The following is a 15,748-nucleotide window of genomic DNA, read 5'->3' as shown; positions in this document are numbered from 1 at the left end:
ACGAGGGCTATCTGACTTCTTTGCCGCATTCAACATTGCAGAGGGCAACCTGTGGGCCCTCGTTGTCATCACGGCGCTCGTTGCCCCTCCCATCGCAGGCCGTACCCGCGGATCTTGGGGTGCTGAGGCTCGCCAGGTTCCACCTACAAAGTATGCACCACTCTGTTTCATCGAGGGAACTAGCCTTAACATCGCGGCGGCAGTGGAAATCCCCCGGGGAAGTCTCTGCTTCACCGGGGATCAGGTCGTGCCCTCGATTGGATTCGAACCAACGACCTATCGCTTAGGAGGCGATTGCTCTTCCGCTGAGCTACGGGGGCAACGCACTCCAGTTTACCGAAACTTTCTATTAGGGCCTACTCCACGGGACGTCAGTCACTGTGGGAGGTACGTCATCTCCGGGGCGGATCCGCTTGGGAACAACCATGACGGGGCAGGTTGAGTGATGGAGCACAGCCTGGCTTGTGGAGCCAAGCAGGAGGCCAGCAAAGCCTCCGCGTCCACGGGTACCGATGACCAGCAGGTCAACTGCGGTCGAGAACTCCGCCATAAGAGCAGCGGGGTTACCTTCGAGAGCGTGCGTGCGTACGTCAATGTCGTAGCCCTCGGTAGCCTTCTCGACAACGACCTCGAGGCCGCTTCGCACATCATCGAGGACGTCAACGGAGTATCCCGCCCCCGGCATCCACGCAATCGAGCTCGTATTCACCGTTGCAACAGCCGTGAGCTTAGCCTTCCAGCGCTCGGCCTCCCAGACAGCGCGCTCAAGAGCAATATTTGCGGCTTCTGAACCATCGACGCCAACAACGATGTGCCTAATCGGCAGGCAGGAGCCGGCCGAGGCTTCCGGAACAACAACGCTTGGGCAGTAGGCGTGAGCCGGAACTGCGCTCGACACCGTTCCAAGGAGCCGGTCAGCGAAGGACCCCTTGCCACGGCTACCAATAACGACGGTCGCGACCTTCTTGGAGAGCTCGACGAGCACCGCGGAGGGATCTCCGGTCTCGAGCGAGGACGAAGTCTCAACGCCAGCATTCTGCGCCTTAAGCACGGCAGCATCAAGGTATTCATTCGCTGCTTCGAAAAGCCTCGAGTCCATTGACGTCGCGGCACCCTCAAAGGTATGCGCGGTGTAGGTCGGGAGTTCGTAGGAGGACACGATGTGCAGTCGAGCGGCCCTCCTCTTAGCCTGCTCGATCGCCCACGTTAAAGCGGTTTCTGATCTTTCTGAGCCATCGATACCAACGGCGACAACATTGTCATGCGTCATAGCGGCCTCCTCCTCAGGATTCTTACTGTCACTTTACCGCTCCGAGGGCGATTCTGTATCGACCCAAGGCAGATCGATAGGCAAAACTGCTAAACGTTGCCATCCGACCAAGGACTTCGACCGGCGCTTCCCGCGTAGCCGCGCACACCTCAGAAAGGACCCGAGCAGGTAGCGGATACTGGCTTGGAGCACAGACTATATGGCTGTTCTCAAATAGGAACACGGAAGGAGGCCGCTATAGCCCTCTCGGACGTGAAGTGCGCGAGCAAAGGAGTTCAGCCGACCAGAAACACTCCCCAATGGTTTCGCGTCCGGGTACGGCAAGTGGGGAGCACCCTTTCGAGCGCTCCCCACTTAGGAAGTTAATTAGCCGAGTACGCGGAGGTAGATCGGGCTGCCCCAAACGGGGCTTCCTGGGTACCCATCGAGGGGTTCCAAGCTGCGATGTGCATGCCGTTGCCGGTGTAGATACCGACGTGGCCGGGCCACCACATGAGGTCGCCGGGCTGTGCCTGCGAAGCAGACACCTGGTAGCCGGCGTAGCGAGCACCGCTCGAGGAGTTCGGGAGGTCAACGCCAACCTGGTTGTAGACGTAGTCGGCGAAGCCGATGCAGTCCCAACCGGCGGGGCTGGTGCCACCCCACACGTAGGGTGCGCCCGCGTAGGAACGAGCAATGGCGACAACGCGAGAACCGGTAGCCGAGTAGGTCTGGATCGGAGCGGCTTCAACAACCGGCTCCGGCTCTGCGGCCTGAGTGGTGGTCTGAGTCGTTGCAGCCTGAGTGGTGGTCTGAGTCGTTGCTGCCTGCGTCTGGGCGGGGGCGGCCTCAGTTGCCGTGGTGGTCTCAGCTACCGGAGCTTCAACAACTTCCTCAACAACCGGCTCGGGCTCCGGCTCGGGTGCGGCCTCTGCGGTGACGGTTACAGCGTCAAGGTCGAAATCCTCGACATCGTCAACCTGGACAGTGAATGCCTCGGGTGCGACATCGGTAGGCTTCTCATCAAGGGTGATCCGCTCGGAAGCGTCGATCTGCTCCTCGGAGCCAACGGCCGACGGGATGGCTGCGCTGAACATCAGGCCTGCGGTCGCCGCACCTGCAGTGACAACGCCCGCGGTCATGGGCTTGATGGGTGCAGCAGCCGCGTGGCGGCCAGTGCGCTGGGACTTGATCATCGTTAGTTTCTCCAAGCGGGCAAGCCCGCGTGTTTCAATTCGTCTTTTGGTCTGAGTTATACCGGGTCGGTACACGTCCGCTGTTCGAACTTCCAAAACTATAACAATATTGAAACGGTAATGTCACGCTTCGATAACGATTTGTTGCGGTGACCGTGACCTCTATTTTTAAAACGTTGCGATATCAATGAAAGATCACGCGAGCCCAATCACAGAACGTTATAAACGTGTCGCACCTCGCAGTTATTTCATCTTGATTTTCACCCAAACGGGCCCGAAATCTGCTCCCATCAGACCGCGTAACACGAGTACGGCACACGTTACAGCTGGTCATGTGGTCATCGGGTATCTTGAGGCAACGCTTTCGGCCCGCGTGGCTCTAGGTCACAGACCAACAACTCCACACACAGATCTCTGCAGTGCTTCAGTATCACTGGCGAGATTCCAGCTCAGTCGCATGCGTCTCTTCTTAATCTCCTCGCAGAGCCGTTCCCCATTTGCCGAGGCCGTTCCCGAAAGGACCGTTTATGTTCTGTCACCTCATCTCCCTCACCGCTATCCTCCCGCTCGCGGCTGGCACACCGTCTGAGTCCGATCTGCCCGAAGGCGCCATCATCCTCGATATGCGCACGCCGGGTGAGTATGCGGGTGGGCACCTTGATGGTGCCCAGCTTGTTGATTTCAACGCTGGCGAAGTTCAGCTCGCAATCCCCGAGCTCGACCCCAACGCCGACTATCTTGTCTACTGCCGTTCGGGGAATCGTTCGGGCCAGGGCATGGCTCTTATGCAGCAGGCCGGTTTCACAAGCGTCACCAACCTGGGTTCCCTGGAGGACGCCTCAGCGGCCACCGGTATCAACATCGTCCAATAGTCATTTTCCACCGTTCACAATGGGCCGGCCAGGCTTCAATCTGGTTGGCCCATTGTGAACAAGGCTGGAACCACACGACGACTCCGAATCGACAGCGCGCCTCTGATACCGGAAGGGGCTGAACATCGCCGCCGTTTTGCCTACGGCAGCCCGGCCTGGTCGAACTCTGCCATGAGGCGAGGCCTGCGGGGATATAGTTCTCGCATCCTCCCGATGACGGAGTCGACGAGGGCAATGGCCTCTGCGTTGCCGGTTGCTCGCGCTTCTTTTCGGAGCTTCACGAACTCGCGTGCGGCCGGCCGGTACTTGCGCCTATCCGTTTCGATCAATGCATCGCTCACCACCCGGGCTCGGACCCTCAGAGCGGCCACCGGATCGATGGGCGTATACGCCTCAGCTAGCTCTGCCCAAATACAGTCGTCCTCGGGTAGAAGCCGGGTTGCGGTTTCCCAGGCAAGCTGCACATTCTTTAAGGTCTTCCATTGGAACCGGACAAGTTCGCTCGAATTCTTCTCCTCCAGAGTTTCGTGGATCCGGCCGAGGACCTCATCACCATCAACTCTGTGCAGTCCTGCCGCGGAGGCCGCGGAGGGCCACCGCTGAAAGATCGTGCGGATCGCATCATCGTGTTCTTCAGGCAAATGCTCAATCAGAAGCCTGCGCCACCGCGTAGCGGCGTCACGCGATTGATGACCGTAGTCGAACAGAACCGCCTGCTTGGCCCACTCAACCGTTCTTGGAATATCACCAATTTCTTCGAATGCTTCAGAAACATCGACGTACCAGCCAGCCACACTGCCGTCCCGTAGGTGTGTCCTAATAATTGCTTCGGGGTCCTTGTCAAAGACCGCAAGACGCTTGTCGAACCATTCGAGAACGTGCGCTTTATGACTTCTGAGTCCATATGGGCCGGGTTCTTCCTTTGCCACCTCCGCACGGAGAACTTCGACATGCTGTTTAAAACGCTCCATGCCTGTCGAACCAAGTGCGGGAGCGTAGGCGACGGGATCCGTTTCAAATACTTGGAGTTCGTCGGTGAACGGCAAGTTGAATACCCAATCGGCAAGCTTCAGTTGCGGCACGTCAGCACGCTCAGCCGCGCGCGGATGCAGTTCCAACAGTTCCGCACACGCTGTGCCGATGATCCCACTTGAGTCATCCGCGCGAGCTATTACTTTGAGTGCAGAACGGATTGCCTGGGTGATAACGGTGTAGGTCTCTTGTGGGGTCGGAACAGCAATCCCGAGGTCGGGCATCTCCTCCGGATTATCAAGGGCTTGCTCCAGAAGGGCAACCCCGTCGAGCATTGAGTCGCCCTGGTCGTTTGCGACCTCGTAGCGCCACAGGTCCCGGCTTTGCGCACGGATCAATGGGAGCACACCATCGGCTAGCGACATCAAATCCATGGATTCTTCCAATCAGATACACGATTCGATTGCAGTCTAAATCCTTCGAGGCACCGGTTCCGCATTGGAGCAATTCTCAACGCGGTATCGCGCGTGAGCCCCGGGAAGAGGGAGGGTCAGTACGGCACGGAACAAATAGCGAAGACAAAGATCCCGAGGAGCCGGGCTCCTCGGGATCTCTCTAAGTTATGTACCGCTATTGGTGTTAGCCAGCGACGCGGATGTAGACGGGGCTACCGTAAACCGGGCCCTCGTAGGTTCCCGAGGAGGGGTTACGTGCCGCGATGTGCATGCCGTTGCCGGTGTAGATACCGACGTGGCCGGGCCACCAGACGAGGTCGCCGGGCTGCGCCTGCGAAGCGGAGACCTGGTAGCCAGCGTAACGCTGGGCGGACGAGCTACGCGGAAGCGAAATGCCGGCCTGAGCGAAAACGTAGGAGGTGAAGCCGGAGCAGTCCCAACCGGACGGGGTCGTTCCACCGTAGACGTAGGGGACGCCGGAGTACTGGCGGGCGATTCCCACGATCGTGGAACCGTAGCCGGTTGCAGCGGGAGCGGCCTGGACCGGCTCGGGCTCGGGCTCAGGAGCTGCCTCCTGGACCGTAGCGGTCTGCGTTGTCGTGGTGGTTGCCGCGGGAGCCTGGGTGGTCGCAGCATCCTCGGTCGTGGTCTCGGCGGCAGGAGTTGCCTCGACTACCGGAGTTTCCTCAACGACGGGCTCGGGCTCGACGACCGGCTCGGGCTCGACGACCGGCTCGGGGGCCTCGGTGGACGTGACGTTGATCGAAGCGAGCTCGACAGCTGCGTCTTCCGGAAGTTCAACATCGATGACGGCGGGAACCTCAACAACCTCAGCGTCCAGGGCGAGCGGCGCCGGGGCAGCGTCCTCCTCGGAGGCGGGGGCAGCAACGGCGGCGGTGGCAGTCATACCAAGTGCTGCGGATGTGGCAGCGGCGGCTACGGCGTGCGAGCGACGCACCTTGGGAGCCGCGTGACGGCCTGCAGTTCGTTTCGACATGTCTCTCCTGGAATCTCAGTCCTTACAAACAAGAGAATAACGGAAGATAACGAATGTGTCACGAAGAATTACAGACTGTGACTTAAGCGTCAATAAAGAGATGCTTCCCAACGACCGGGGCGAGGTTGTTAATCGTCCCCTCAGCACCCTTGACCGTCAGCCCGTTCTCAGTGTTTTCAACGGTAATCTCGGCCCCTGGCACGATTCCTGCCTCGTGGAAGGAGGCAAGAAGTTCAACGTCGACCTGGAGCGGCTCTGCGATGCGTCGGAGTGTCGCCGTGATATTTTCCGTGAGCGTCAGAGATGCGAGTGCAACCAGACCGGACTCCTCCGCACCCAGTTCGGCGGGCCCTTCCACCATGGACGGGATGGGGTTCCCGTACGGGTCGTAGCTAACGTCGCCGAGGACGGCTTCCAGCTGCTTGGCGACACGGTCGGACATGACGTGCTCCCACCGGCACGCTTCCTCGTGCACGTACTGCCAGTCCATGCCGATAACGTCGGTGAGGAGGCGCTCGGCGAGGCGGTGCTTGCGCATCACCTCGGTGGCCTTGCGGCGGCCCTCGGTGGTGAGCTGAAGCTGACGGCTGGAGCTGACGGTCAGCAGACCGTCACGGGAGAGACGGTTCACCGTCTCGGAGACGGTCGGTCCCGAGTGCTCAAGGCGCTCGGCGATGCGGGCACGAAGGGGTGGGATGCCCTCTTCTTCAAGCTCGTAGACCGTTTTCAAGTACATTTCACCGGTGTCGATAAGATCAGCCACTACGCCTCCTGCTAGGTTCGTGTCCATTTTATCTGGACAGCCGTTACAAAGTTTGTGAAGTTTGCGAAGATCAACTCATGATGATTCCACGTGAGCTTCTTCCCCGCGACGGTCGTTTCGGTTCGGGACCTTCCCGGATCCCATCATCTCACTTGAGCTTAGACCCGACGTGGATGGGAACGTCACATCGCAAGTCGCCTGTGAAGAATGTCGTCGGTTCCATTCGAGAAGGACTCAACGAGCTTTTCGCTCTTCCTGAAGGATACGAGATTGCGCTGGGGAATGGTGGGGCATCGCTTCTTTGGGATGCTATTCCCTTTTGCTTTGTCGAGCAGAAGGCAAAGGCCACAACGTTTGGCCAGTTCTCCACGAAGGCCGCGAAGGCCCTCCACAAGAACCCGTTTGTTGATTCCCCGATTGTCACTCAGATCGAGCCCGGTAGCGCGGCGCTACCCGAGGAGGAGCCGGGGATTGACTCCTATCTGTACCCGCACAACGAGACCTCGACCGGAGCTATGCTCCCCGTGAAGCGAATCGGGCCGGAGTCGGCACTGACGATCGTTGATGGAACATCATCGGCGGGCGGCGTTATGTACGACCCGGCCGAGGCCGATGTCTACTACTTTTCTCCCCAGAAGTGCTTTGCTTCCGACGGTGGGCTCTGGTTTGCGATCCTCTCCCCCGCTGCACTGGAGCGCATGGAGAGGTTGACATCGGAACGCTGGGTTCCCGACATCTTGAACATTCAGCTGGCTCTGGACAATTCGCAGAAGAACCAGACTCTCAACACACCCGCTCTTGCCACGCTGCACCTCATGGATACACAACTGAGGTGGATGCTGGAGCAGGGCGGCCTGGAAGCCATGGACAAGAGGACGAAGGAATCATCCAGCCTCGTCTACGAATGGGCTGCGAATACCGACTGGGCCCATCCCTTTATTGAGGAGCAGTTCCGCTCCCAGGTTGTTGCCACCATCGATATTGACCTGCCGGCTGACGAGCTCAGCACGACCTGCCGCGAGTCCGGGATTGTCGACATCGACGGCTACCGTGGCCTCGGCCGCAATCAGCTGAGAATCGCGACCTTCCCGGCCACGGAGCCGGACGAAGTTAGGGCTCTTCTGGACTCGCTGTCCTGGGTGGGACAGCAACAGCGCTAGAACCCAGCGCCGCCATCTCCTGCGTGGTGGCGTCCAGAGTACGTTCCTTCTTCCTGCGCTGCTGCTTCTCTGCCTCGGCCGCTTCGCGGCGGGCAGCGTGCTCAGCGGGACCGATGATCGTGACGTGCGGGGTCTGCCTCAGGTTGTATTCGAACTTCACATCCCAGTGCTTGCGCGCCCAGAACAGCGCGCCAACCGAAACAACCAGCGCAGCAAGGGCACCGACGCCGATTCCCCAGCGGGGATCGATGTGCTCGGAGATCCAGCCAACAATCGGGGCGCCGATCGGTGTCGAACCCATGAGGACCACCTGGTAAAGGGCCATCACTCGGCCCCTGATCGCGGGATCAACCGATGTCTGGATCGCCATATTCGCCGACGTGAGCAGAGTGAGCGTGGAGTAGCCGACGAGGATACAGCTGATCGCGTAGGCCCAGTAGGTCGGCATCATGGCGTTAACGCCGGCGGCAACGCCAAATCCGAAGGCCGCGATGACGACGAGCCGGACGCGGGATTCGCTTCTCCGCGCCGCCATGAGCGCACCCGTGAGCGATCCGATCGCCATGATCGATCCCAGGAGACCATATTCGCCCGCTTCCTTATTGAAGACCTCGGAGGCCATGGTCGCGCTGGTGAGCTGGAAGTTCAGGCCCAGGCAGGAGACAATACCTGCCACAACCATGATGACCACAATGTCGGAACGGTGCCGAACAAAGGAGATTGCCTGCCGGATCTGGCCCTTCTCGCGGGGCTGCGGGGTACTCATATAGAAGTCCTTCGACTTCATGAGCATGAGGCCAAAGAGGGTAGCTCCGAAGGAGATGCCGTTAATGACAAAGACCCAGCCCGTGCCGACAGCGGCAATGAGGAGACCTGCCACCGCGGGACCGAGTAGACGGGCACTGTTGAAGCTTGCGGAGTTCAAGCCGATCGCATTCGTCAGGTACTTGGGCGGAACCAGCTCAGAAACAAACACCTGACGGGGAGGCGTATCGAAGGCCGACACGGTTCCGAGCAGCAACGCGAAGACGTAGACAAGCTCAACGGTCGCATGATCGGTCAGCACAAGAGCACCGAGCCCAACCGCAAGCAATCCCATGAGGGACTGGGTGACGTACATGATTTTCCGCTTGTCGTAGCGGTCAGCCAACACCCCCGCATAGGGCGTCACGAGAAGAAGCGGGAGGAACTGCAGGCCTGTTGTGATGCCGACGGCGAAGCCGTCGTTGTCGGTCAGCTCGGTGAGGACAAGCCAGTCCTGCGCGACGCGCTGCATCCACGTACCCGTGTTAGCAACGATCGCGGTAAAGAACCAGAGCCGATAGTTATAGAACTTGAGTGAGAGAAAAGTACGCTTCACCTGGTCGACATCCCCCTCATGAGCTCAGCCGCTCGGGCGAGAAGGGAGACGTCCTCCTCCTTTAGATCCTTGAAATAGTCATTCATCCATATCGCGCCAGCCGCAGAAGCGTCGGACAGTGCCTGCCTGCCACCCTCCGTCAGGCTCACGTCGACTCTACGCCCATCGCTCTCATCCCTCACCCGCTGAACAAGACCAGAGTGGGTCATACTCGTCACGAGTTTCGACATCGAGGGCGTCGAGACCCTCTCGTGAGCGGCGAGGCCGCTCACGGTCATGGGTCCGTCCGATAGAGCCGCCAGGACACAGTAGCGGGACTCCCCCAGCTCCTCCATCCCCCTCATCACCCGCGACAGGTGAAGAACGGCAACTCTCAGAGATTCTGCGACTTCAGCACGATTAACCACGGTTACTTAGCTTAGCAAACCATTAGCCTGGAAAACCATAGCATATAATGGTTTACTCGATCACAGAGCGCAGAGGTCTCCCGCTCTTGTGGAACGAGAGGATTGTGGGCCCCCTAGTTCCTGGTGAAATTCCAACATCGGGCTAATCAGCAAGACCATCCGGACCCTACGGCCCACGCTCAAACCGACCATGGCCAATTCCCTGTACACGACGAAGCCGGCCCCCACTCCCCGAAGGGAACGGAGGCCGGCCGAGCTAGCGCTAAGCGGTTGCGCCCTAGAGCCCGAGTGCGGCCTCGATGGGGCCACGGACGAAGTAGAGAACGAAGAGGACGTCGACGACCCAGAGAAGGGGGTGGACCTTCCTCTTGTCGACGAACGCGAGAATTGTGTAGGCGATGAAGCCCATGCCGATACCGACGGTGATCGAATAGGAGAAGGGCATGAAGACAATCGTCAGGAAGGCGGGGATGCCGACGACGAGGTCCTTCCAGTCAATCTGCGCGACCTGCTGCATCATGAGGAAGCCAACGACGACGAGCGCCGGGGTAGCGGCCTCGTAAGGGATCATTCCGGCAAGCGGAGCCAGGAACGTCGAGAGCAGGAACAGGGTTCCGGTCACGATGCTGGCAAGACCCGAACGTGCACCGTCGGCAACACCGGTGGTCGACTCGATGTAGGCCGTGTTGGACGAGACGCCGCCAACACCGCCGGCAACCGCACCGAGGGAATCGATGGCGAGGATCTGACGCATCTTCGGCGGGTTGCCTTCCTTATCGAGCAACTTCGCCTCGGAGCCCACGGCAACCATGGTGCCCATGGTGTCGAAGAAGTCAGCAAGCATGAGGGAGAAGACGAGAACAAGAACCGCGATAACGGAGATCTTCTCGAAGGGGCCGGTGATGGAGAAAGCACCCAGGGTCGAGAACTCGGGAACCGAGACCGGTGAGCCCTCGAGCGACGGAACGGTCAGGCCCCAGCTAGTCGGGTTGGAGCCATCGTTACCCTTCGGGCCAAGGTTAAGGATTGCCTCGGCAATGATCGCAGTAGCGGTCGCAATCACAATGCCGATGAGGATGGCGCCGCGAACCTTCTTGACCATGAGAACAATGATCGAGATAAGGCCGAGGATGAAGACAGCCAGCGGCCATGAAGCAATCGAACCATTGATACCCAGGTCGAGGGGCGTACCCGTTCCGGTACGGATGATGCCGGCGTTGTACAGGCCAACGAGGGCGATAAAGAGGCCGATACCGACGGAAATCGCGGTCTTCAGGAAGCCCGGAACGGCCCGGAAGATTGCTTCGCGCAACCCCGTCATGACGAGCACGAGGATGAGAATACCCTCGAGAACGACAATTCCCATGGCATCCGCCCACGTCATGCCCGGGAGGGAGACAACGGTGTAGGCGAGCATCGCGTTGAGGCCAAGGCCCGCTGCCATTGCCATCGGGAAGTTGGCGACGGCTCCCATGAGAATCGACATAACACCTGCAATGAGTGCGGTACCGGCGGCAATTGCCGCGACGTTAGCACCCTCGGTGCCGCCACCAAGGTAGTGGCCGGTCGAGTCTTGGGTCGAAAGGATAATCGGGTTGAGCACAAGAATGTAGCTCATGGCGAAGAACGTGACGAGCCCTCCGCGGAGCTCCTGTCCTACAGTCGTTCCCCGCTCGGAGAGCTTGAAAGTGCGATCAAGTAATTCGTTCACTCCACCGATATTCATCGAGTTTCAGCCCTAAGGAAATGCTCGTCTCACTATTCGACACAGAAACGCGACCACATGGTGAGACAGGATCTACGGAACGTTCGCCTGGACGAGGACGCCCACCCCTTGGACCTGCAGGTTTCCTTCATCCGCCCGAACGAAGGCGCTCTCCCCGAGGTTCAATGTGATTCTCTGCTCGTTCGTCGAAACTTCGATTGCGCCACTCAGCGCAAGGAGGATTCTGGGGCCCCTGCCGGGGAGCTGGTAGCGGAAGTTCGAGTCCCTCAGCTCCGTGACCGACAGCTCAAAGTCGTCAACCGGGGCGTAGAAAGTTCTTGTGCCTTCCGTGATGCGCTCCGGGGCGATGCGGATCGGAGGGGCGGCCACGTAGTCGACGGTGGCAAGGAGCTCGGGAACATCGATGTGCTTTGCGGTCAGTCCCGCACGCAGGACATTGTCGGAGTTCGCCATGATCTCTATGCCGGTCCCCGCCATGTACGCGTGCACCGTTCCCGCGGGAACAAAGAGGGCCTCGCCAGGCTGGAGTGTGACGGGGTTAAGGAGGAGCGAGGCAACAACCCCCGGGTCACCCGGGTAGTGGTCTGCCAGGTGGATGGCGATGCGGTCGGCTCGCATAGACGGAGAGGTGCCCGCATCGAGCCGCGCCCGACATCCCTCGACGAGGTCGCCAACGGCCTCGGGGCTGGGCTTCGTCTCGTTGCTCAGCAGATACTCGAAGCAGCGCCTAATCCCAACGGGAGAGAGGTCCTCCTTGAGGAAACCGAGGAGGGTCTCCGCAATTGTGCATTCCAGCCCCGACACCACGTCTGCGACGCGGCGCGGCGCACGGAAGCCGGCAACGGCCTCAAACTTTGTGAGCGCAAGAAGCAGTTCGGGCTTATGGTTGCGGTCGAAATAGTTCCGATTGGGGTCGGTGATCGCAACGCCGGCACTGTCCTCATCCGCATAGCGCCGCTCGGCCTGCTCGCGGGAGGGATGGACTTGAAGTGAGAGTGGCTTGGCGGGAGCGATGAGTTTCAAAAGGTAGGGCAGAACCGTGCCACCACCGGGAATTGCGGTCCCCAGGCAACCTTTCGGGTCTTCATCGATGTAGGTGAGGAGGTCGCGGTCCGCGGCCCCTCCCGTTGGGTTATAAACGGACCCGCCCGTTAGCAGGGCCGGGCCTGACTGGTGCGCGCCGAGCCAGATCTCAGCCACGGGTGTCGGGCTCTCCCCCATGTCAAACAGGGCGGGTATCGCGGTTGTCGAGCCCCAGGCGTAGTCCTTGACCGCTCCGCGCAGCCTTTCCATCAGTGCGCGCTTTCGACGATCTCGATATCCGTCTCGTTAACGACCGGTTCCGTCTGAACCCAGAGACGTTTCTCCCGTGGAGCATCCGTCTCGGAGTGTGCGCCGCAGCCGTGGTCAAGCGAAACAACCTTGCCGTCGTCGGGCGACCATTCGTTGGCGCAGACGCCAAAGAGGCTCCGGGCCGAGCCCGCCATAAGCATCATGAAGGCACATGTTGAGCAGTTTGCTTTCGCAGCGCGCGTGGATGCCGTGTTCGGGCCCCGATCGGAGTTGTACCAGCGGTTGTAGGCTTCCTTCCGGCCCTCGATCGACAGGACTCGGGCACGCCCCAATCCCATCTCGAACTCTTCAAGTTGGTCGGCATCTTCCGTCGTGTCCTCAAAGCCCTCGACAAGACGCGAATCATCGGCGCGGTAGGGAAGGGCCTCCGTCCCGGAAACGTCTTTCGGCTCGAGCCGATCCGCCCACGGCACCCAGTCGGGTGCCATAAGGGCATCGGGGCCGGGCTTGAGCGACAGCTCATTGACCGTGACCTTCCGCGAGCGCGAGGCTCTCGCCAGCGTCACGGCCCAGAACCAGCCGACGTAGCCCGGGAGCTCACATGCGAAAGCGTGGGTTAGTACCCGCTCCGCATCGAGGACCACTCCGCGGTGCTCGCCGATCGAGTCGGCTGTCGTGATCTCCAGGAGGGCTTCTCGCGCAGTATCAACAGCCTGCGCGAGAGTTTTCTCCTTTGTCACGTTCTTAACGGGTTGCAAACGACTCATACGTCAAACTCACTTGCCAGTGTTCGGAGGGCCTGGGCAATCCTCGGACCACCATCGGGGTAGCGGCCTCGGCGTAGCTGGCCGGAGGCCGAATCAAGAATCTTAATGAGGTCCTCAATGATCGGGACCATGTCTTCGGGCTTGCGGCGGTTTGCTTTAGCGAGCGAAACCGGCGCTTCCTTGACCTCTACGGACAGCGCGTGCAGGCCTCTGCGGCCTTCTGCAACGGAGTACTCGACAGAGGCGCCCTTCCGGGGGCGCACGCCGACAGGCAGGACCGATTCGGGGAAATAGACATCGCGTCCATCGTCGCCTGTGATGTAGCCAAAGCCCTTGTCGTGGCTAAAGAACTTTACCTTGCCTGTTGGCACGACAGCTCCTTCTGTTCCGAGTCCTTCTGTTTTGAGAGATACCGTTCCAGTCTACCGCCTATGTCCCAGACCGGAGCCTTCCGTGTTAGCCGGTTGCGAAACAGCGCGGAATGACACGTTCTCCAAGGTGCCGCAGGCCACAAACCCGGTAAGATGACACCAGCCCACTCGCCCGCACCGACGAACGGATACCGCAATGGCTGTTGCCGCGCGGTTTACGACCCGACGTTGCCCCAACCGATAGGCCCAGCCAATGCTTGTCTTCCTTCCCTCCGATGATCCGTTCCGCCCCACGGACCTGCTGTCTGATCCGCACGGGGTCGTTTCGGATCCCGGGGCCGCCGAGGATGCCCTGTACGAGTTGGCGGACGCGAGCGGGGATGAGCTGTACGTCGTGTTCGTTGAGGACTTTGGCAATCTGGGCCCGAGCGAATGGGCGGCACAAACGTCAAATGCCGTGATCGACGACGGCGACGCGCTTATCGCCATCGCCACGGAAACGACCGAGGTCGGCTACTGGGCTCTCGAAGAGGACGTGGCCGAGAAGGTTGAAGCAGCGATCATCACGTCCCGCCCGGAGCTTCGGGATGGGGACTGGAATGCGGCGATCGAGACGATAACCTCCGAGCTCAGCTCGGAGGGCGACGGCCTGACCGGGGGCGGAGAAGGCTCCAGCCTTCTCCCGCTTGTTATTGGCCTCGTCGTCATTGTCGCCGCCATCATTGGTTTCGCCTCCTACCGGAAGTCGAAGAAGAAAAAGACGAAGGCGCAGAAGGAAGCCGAATCGCTCGACCAGCTGGGTAAGCGCGCCGCCAGCGCCCTCATTGAAGCCGATGATGGCGTGCGCGAATCCGCTGCCGAGCTGGAGTTCGCGAAGGCCGAGTTCGGTCTTCAGGCAACCGTCCAGTTCGATGAGGCGCTCGCCCTGGCGCGCAAGGAAGTATCGGAGGCGTTCGAGTTCCGCAAGAAGCTGGACGACAACATCCCGGATACTCCGCAGGAGCAGCGCCAGTACTACACGGGCATACTCGAGCACACGTCCCGGGCCCGCGAGGCCATTGCCGCACAGGAAAAGGAGTTCGCCAAGCTCCGCGATCTCAACGCTCGCGTGCACGAGATCCTTGCCAATCTGGAGATCAGGGTCTCCGAAATTGGCCCTCAGATCCCATCGGCGCAAGCCCAGATCGACAACCTGGGGTACAAGTTCCCACCGGCAGCACTGCAGACGCTCCGTACCTACCCGGAGCAGATTTCGGCCCTTATTGCTTCTGCTCGCGAGGCCATCGCGAAGGGTAAGGAGCAGGTCGCGGCCGATAGGCGCAATCAGGCCACCGTGTTCGCACGAATCGCTGAAGACAACGTCCAGCAGGCGGCAACACTTCTCGATGAGATCTCGAACGCCGAGGAAACGTTAAAGAATGCGAAGAAAGCCCTCCGAGAAGGCATCTCCTCCCTGTCGTCCGACGTGGCGGACGCTAAGCGGCTCGGAAAGGGCGATAAGACCATTGAGTCCCGCCGCGTTGAGGCCGAGCGCGCCCTGTCATACGCGATGGGACCGGACGCCGATCCGATCCTCGCTCTCAACAAGCTGGAGGAAGCGGAAACAGCTATCGACGCTTCCCTGGTCGGTGTGCGCGAGGATGAGGAGAACCGGAAGCGCATCCGCGCCGGTGTAGAGAAGGCAAAGGCATCGGCCGAAAATCATATCAACAGTGCGGACTCACTCATTAACGCCAATCGCTCTGTCGTTGGTTCTTCCGCACGTACCTCGCTATCCACGGCAATGTCTACCCTGGCGCGGGCCGAGCGCGAAAAGGACATGAACGAACAGCTCAAGCTGTACCGCGATGCTGGCCACTTTGCCCAGCAGGCACGGTCCCAGGCGCAGCGCGACATCGACAACCGCACCTACCCGGGGGACATGTGGGGCGGCGGTGGTCGGCGCAGAGGCGGCGGCATGGACGGCATGCTGACTGGCATGATTCTCGGCTCGATCTTCTCCGGCGGCAGTAGCCGCGGCGGCGGATTCTCCTCAGGTTCCTTCGGCGGAGGCGGCTTCGGCGGCTTCGGCGGAGGTGGCGGCGGCGGAGGCGGCTTCGGAGGAGGCATCGACTTCTAAAACTGGGTACCAGTCCCCGCCCTTTGTCCTTTTCCCTTCTA

Annotated in this window: 14 protein-coding genes and 1 tRNA gene; 3 read left to right on the top strand and 12 right to left on the bottom strand. The window is 60.4% G+C overall.

Annotated elements, in window-relative coordinates; genetic code table 11:
- Window positions 1–248 precede the first annotated feature (248 nt).
- The 3 genes from EJ997_RS11140 to EJ997_RS11130 all read right to left on the bottom strand — a co-directional run bounded on the left by EJ997_RS11140 (window position 249) and on the right by EJ997_RS11130 (window position 2,445).
- A tRNA-Arg gene (locus EJ997_RS11140) sits at window positions 249–320 on the bottom strand.
- 29 nt (window positions 321–349) lie between these two features.
- Window positions 350–1,270 carry a universal stress protein gene (locus EJ997_RS11135; RefSeq protein WP_126704615.1) on the bottom strand — a complete coding sequence of 307 codons (921 nt, stop codon included), beginning with the start codon at window positions 1,268–1,270 and terminating at the stop codon, window positions 350–352.
- 362 nt (window positions 1,271–1,632) lie between these two features.
- Window positions 1,633–2,445, bottom strand: a complete 813-nt coding sequence (locus tag EJ997_RS11130; RefSeq protein WP_228201491.1) for a C40 family peptidase — start codon at window positions 2,443–2,445, stop codon at window positions 1,633–1,635.
- Between the two features lie 527 nt (window positions 2,446–2,972).
- Between EJ997_RS11130 and EJ997_RS11125 the strand changes: the two genes are divergently transcribed.
- Window positions 2,973–3,317, top strand: a complete 345-nt coding sequence (locus tag EJ997_RS11125; protein WP_126704614.1) for a rhodanese-like domain-containing protein — start codon at window positions 2,973–2,975, stop codon at window positions 3,315–3,317.
- 140 nt (window positions 3,318–3,457) lie between these two features.
- Here the strand turns inward: EJ997_RS11125 and EJ997_RS11120 are convergent, their stop codons facing one another.
- The 3 genes from EJ997_RS11120 to EJ997_RS11110 all read right to left on the bottom strand — a co-directional run bounded on the left by EJ997_RS11120 (window position 3,458) and on the right by EJ997_RS11110 (window position 6,504).
- Window positions 3,458–4,723, bottom strand: coding sequence for a DUF6880 family protein (locus EJ997_RS11120; RefSeq protein WP_126704613.1), 1,266 nt, complete (start codon window positions 4,721–4,723; stop codon window positions 3,458–3,460).
- A 205-nt stretch (window positions 4,724–4,928) separates the two neighbouring features.
- Entirely contained in the window at window positions 4,929–5,741 is an 813-nt protein-coding gene (locus EJ997_RS11115; RefSeq protein WP_206501659.1) for a C40 family peptidase, read from the bottom strand.
- A gap of 82 nt (window positions 5,742–5,823) precedes the next feature.
- Window positions 5,824–6,504 carry a metal-dependent transcriptional regulator gene (locus tag EJ997_RS11110; RefSeq protein WP_126704612.1) on the bottom strand — a complete coding sequence of 227 codons (681 nt, stop codon included), beginning with the start codon at window positions 6,502–6,504 and terminating at the stop codon, window positions 5,824–5,826.
- A gap of 77 nt (window positions 6,505–6,581) precedes the next feature.
- On the opposite strand from EJ997_RS11110, the gene serC reads away from it, so the two are divergent.
- Window positions 6,582–7,664, top strand: coding sequence for a phosphoserine transaminase (serC, locus tag EJ997_RS11105; protein WP_126704611.1), 1,083 nt, complete (start codon window positions 6,582–6,584; stop codon window positions 7,662–7,664).
- On the opposite strand, the gene EJ997_RS11100 is transcribed toward serC, so the two are convergent.
- From EJ997_RS11100 to EJ997_RS11075, 6 genes are all read right to left on the bottom strand, one after another.
- Window positions 7,615–9,024 (bottom strand): MFS transporter, encoded by a 1,410-nt coding sequence (locus tag EJ997_RS11100; protein WP_126704610.1) that lies wholly within the window; start codon window positions 9,022–9,024, stop codon window positions 7,615–7,617. The genes serC and EJ997_RS11100 overlap by 50 nt on opposite strands.
- Window positions 9,021–9,431, bottom strand: a complete 411-nt coding sequence (locus EJ997_RS11095) for a MarR family winged helix-turn-helix transcriptional regulator (RefSeq protein ID WP_126704609.1) — start codon at window positions 9,429–9,431, stop codon at window positions 9,021–9,023. The genes EJ997_RS11100 and EJ997_RS11095 overlap by 4 nt, the downstream gene beginning before the upstream one ends.
- Before the next feature lie 277 nt (window positions 9,432–9,708).
- Window positions 9,709–11,157, bottom strand: coding sequence for an NCS2 family permease (locus EJ997_RS11090; RefSeq protein WP_126704608.1), 1,449 nt, complete (start codon window positions 11,155–11,157; stop codon window positions 9,709–9,711).
- A 72-nt stretch (window positions 11,158–11,229) separates the two neighbouring features.
- Window positions 11,230–12,450: a mannose-6-phosphate isomerase, class I gene (manA, locus tag EJ997_RS11085; protein WP_126704607.1), complete on the bottom strand. Its 1,221-nt coding sequence runs from the start codon at window positions 12,448–12,450 to the stop codon at window positions 11,230–11,232.
- A complete protein-coding gene (locus tag EJ997_RS11080) occupies window positions 12,450–13,190 on the bottom strand; it encodes a DUF3027 domain-containing protein (RefSeq protein WP_228201488.1) in 741 nt (246 codons plus the stop codon). The genes manA and EJ997_RS11080 overlap by 1 nt, the downstream gene beginning before the upstream one ends.
- A gap of 23 nt (window positions 13,191–13,213) precedes the next feature.
- Window positions 13,214–13,588 carry a cold-shock protein gene (locus EJ997_RS11075; protein ID WP_126704605.1) on the bottom strand — a complete coding sequence of 125 codons (375 nt, stop codon included), beginning with the start codon at window positions 13,586–13,588 and terminating at the stop codon, window positions 13,214–13,216.
- 253 nt (window positions 13,589–13,841) lie between these two features.
- Here EJ997_RS11075 and EJ997_RS13225 point away from each other — a divergent pair, with 253 nt between their 5' ends.
- A complete protein-coding gene (locus EJ997_RS13225) occupies window positions 13,842–15,707 on the top strand; it encodes a TPM domain-containing protein (RefSeq protein WP_206501658.1) in 1,866 nt (621 codons plus the stop codon).
- Window positions 15,708–15,748 lie beyond the last annotated feature (41 nt).

Origin of the sequence: Flaviflexus ciconiae, from assembly GCF_003971195.1 — a bacterium.
GTDB lineage: Bacteria > Actinomycetota > Actinomycetes > Actinomycetales > Actinomycetaceae > Flaviflexus > Flaviflexus ciconiae.
Note: the sequence above shows the minus strand (reverse complement) of the source record. Positions and strands in the feature narration are given on the sequence as shown.